The organism is Alteromonas sp. S005, assembly GCF_036864475.1.
Taxonomy (GTDB): Bacteria; Pseudomonadota; Gammaproteobacteria; order Enterobacterales; family Alteromonadaceae; genus Alteromonas.
Genome location: NZ_JAZETN010000036.1, coordinates 1 through 2,797, shown reverse-complemented (window position 1 = coordinate 2,797; position 2,797 = coordinate 1). Strand labels below are relative to the sequence as shown.

The 2,797-nt window shown below is 42.3% G+C and carries 1 protein-coding gene and 2 tRNA genes; all 3 read right to left on the bottom strand.

All coding sequences use genetic code 11. The features are described from left to right. Window positions 1–131: 131 nt before the first annotated feature. Window positions 132–207, bottom strand: a tRNA-Glu gene (locus V7R55_RS19390). A gap of 92 nt (window positions 208–299) precedes the next feature. Beyond that, window positions 300–375, bottom strand: a tRNA-Ala gene (locus V7R55_RS19385). An 85-nt stretch (window positions 376–460) separates the two neighbouring features. After that, on the bottom strand, window positions 461–1,870 hold the full coding sequence (gene gltX / locus V7R55_RS19380) for a glutamate--tRNA ligase (RefSeq protein ID WP_334061000.1): 1,410 nt from the start codon (window positions 1,868–1,870) through the stop codon (window positions 461–463). Window positions 1,871–2,797: the final 927 nt, after the last annotated feature.

Genomic DNA, 2,797 nt, shown 5'->3' with positions numbered 1-2,797 from the left:
CACACTTCACTAAATTTCTGTAAGCTCAAGAATGCAATGAAAAATCTTATTCCTACCGAAACTTTCAGTCAGAAGTTGAAGAGTCAACTCCAGCCTATTTCACAGTTTTAATCGACTGTGACGCGATAAAATGGCGTCCCCTAGGGGATTCGAACCCCTGTTACCGCCGTGAAAGGGCGGTGTCCTAGGCCTCTAGACGAAGGGGACTGAATTCTTTTTTCGAAACTAAACTTTCGAAATTTCAGTCCGAAGTTGTCGTAACAACTTCAGCCTATATCAAACCACAACTCAATGTGACTTGGTGGAGCCAGGCGGGATCGAACCGCCGACCTCCTGCATGCCATGCAGGCGCTCTCCCAGCTGAGCTATGGCCCCATCATGGTACCAGTCATTTTGTGTGACTGTTCCGTGACAGCGGGGCGCATTCTAGGCATCCCCCTCTGTCATGTCAACGCTTTTTTTATGAATTTTCTCTGTTTGCTATAAAAGTAAGCGCTTTGTCGATTCTCTCGCCAATTTTCTCTTTTGAGATAAGATTCAACGTGATATCTAGAGACGGTGAATTACCCCCACCTGTTACAGCTACACGCAGCGGCATGCCTACTTTACCCATACCAACTTCCAGTTCTTCAGCCGTACTATTGATAGCAGCTTGAATATTTTCTGGGTTCCACTCTTCAATTGCCATTAATTTATCTTTAGCGAGCTCTAATGGACCTCGAGCGACTGGACGAAGGTGTTTTTTCGCGGCGTTCGCATCGAAATCTTCATAGTCTTGATAAAAGTATGTAGAAATCTCTGCTAACTCTTTAAGCGTTTTAACTCTATCCGCTTGAATAGCAATTATCGATTCAAGCGCTGGGCCTGTTGTTAAATCAACATTTAACTGTTCGAAATGCCATTTAGCATGTGAAGCGACCTCGCTTGCTGGCAGTGTCTTTATGTAATGCTGATTTAACCAGATCAGCTTTTCTGTATTGAATGCCGACGCAGACTGCCCTATTGCATCCAAACTAAATTTCTCAATCATCTCGTCGACAGAGAAAACTTCTTGATCGCCGTGAGACCAGCCCAACCTAACAAGATAGTTAAGTACCGCTTGTGGTAAGAAGCCATCATCACGATACTGCATTACACTTACTGCACCATGGCGCTTTGACAGTTTCTTGCCGTCATCACCCAAAATCATTGAAACGTGAGCGTACTCTGGAACAGGTGCGTTAAGGGCTTCAAGAATATTGATTTGACGTGGCGTGTTGTTTATATGGTCTTCACCACGTACTACGTGAGTAATACCCATATCCCAATCATCAACAACTACACAGAAGTTATAGGTAGGGGTACCGTCAGAGCGCTGGATAATTAGATCGTCTAGCTCTGTATTGCTTATTTCAATTTTTCCACGCACGTGATCACTAATAACCACTTTGCCTTCTAAAGGATTTTTGAAGCGAATAACAAACGGCTCACCCACAGGGTGGTCCGTTCTTTCTCTCCAAGTACCAGGATAACGAGGCTTTTCACCGCGCTCTTTTTGCGCCTCACGAATTGCATCTAGCTCTTCAGAACTCATAAAGCATTTGTACGCTTTACCTTCATCCAAAAGCTGCTGGATAAGTTCTTTATATCTATCAAAACGCTCAGTTTGATAGATAGGGCCTGTGTCCCAGGTTAAACCTAACCATTGCATACCATCTAAAATAGCTTGCTTAGCTTCTTCAGTTGAACGCTCAATATCAGTATCTTCAATACGAAGAACAAACTCACCGCCTTTGCTTTTCGCAAGAAGCCAAGAATAAAGCGCAGTTCGTGCGCCACCAACGTGAAGATAGCCTGTTGGGCTGGGTGCAAATCGTGTAACAACCGACATGGTCACTCTCTATTGTTAATAGTATTTCTAAAGATGCGCGCATTCTACCAGTCTCCGCCCGACTTCAAAAGTAAGTTGAGAATAGATGGATAAGAAAGTGGACAGACACTTATTTTTAATACTCTTTTTGGTTAATCGGTGGGTGTCCAATGAGTAAAGTAAACGGCTTTAGGGCACTGACGCATTTAGGCCAAAATTAATTAGTGTTTGTCTGGTTTAAATTCCTGTATAGAAGTGTCTGTCCGATCTAACTTCGCAGATAGAAAGAAATGACATAATTACTAACTGCAGGTTTGACCTAGGTAACGATACCTTTCCACACTATATTCGAATAAGTGTCTGTCCCTTTACTGACTTCTTTTCTATTTTTCGTGCGCTTCCTTGCATTAGCCAAGCGAGTGCCTATTCACTGTCAACTTTGCTAAATTATGAGTGTGTGTCCAATTTAAATTTCAATTTAAATTTCAATTTAAATTTTTCCTAGAAACAACTAGTAACCTTTTACTGCTCAAAAAACAGAAAAGGGACAGACACTTTTTTGTTTAAAGGTGGGTGTCTAATGAGCAAAGTCTGAGTGCTTTGGGCTATGTTCGCATTTAGTTCTAGATTAATAAGTGTGTGTCCGATTTAAATTCCTGTATAGAAGTGTATGTCGACTTTAAGCGGGACTAAATAAGTGTCTGTCCACTTTGAGCACACTTTGAGCATTCAAAAACGCTGCTCTTTTCATCAATTTAGTTAAGATGCGGTCAGAGTGGCTAAATTTCGGGCATACAGTCATTTTTCTTTAATTTTATTGTTGACACTAACGGAACCGACTCTATAATACCGCCCCACTTGCTTAGGCAAGGTTTTAAAAAATATGGACGCTTAGCTCAGTTGGGAGAGCATCGCCCTTACAAGGCGAGGGTCACTGGTTCAAGCCCA

Bases quoted from the DNA above. Each gene is read 5' to 3' on its own strand.
- gltX (WP_334061000.1), bottom strand. From the start codon at position 1,870: ATGTCGGTTGTTACACGATTTGCACCCAGCCCAACAGGCTATCTTCAC.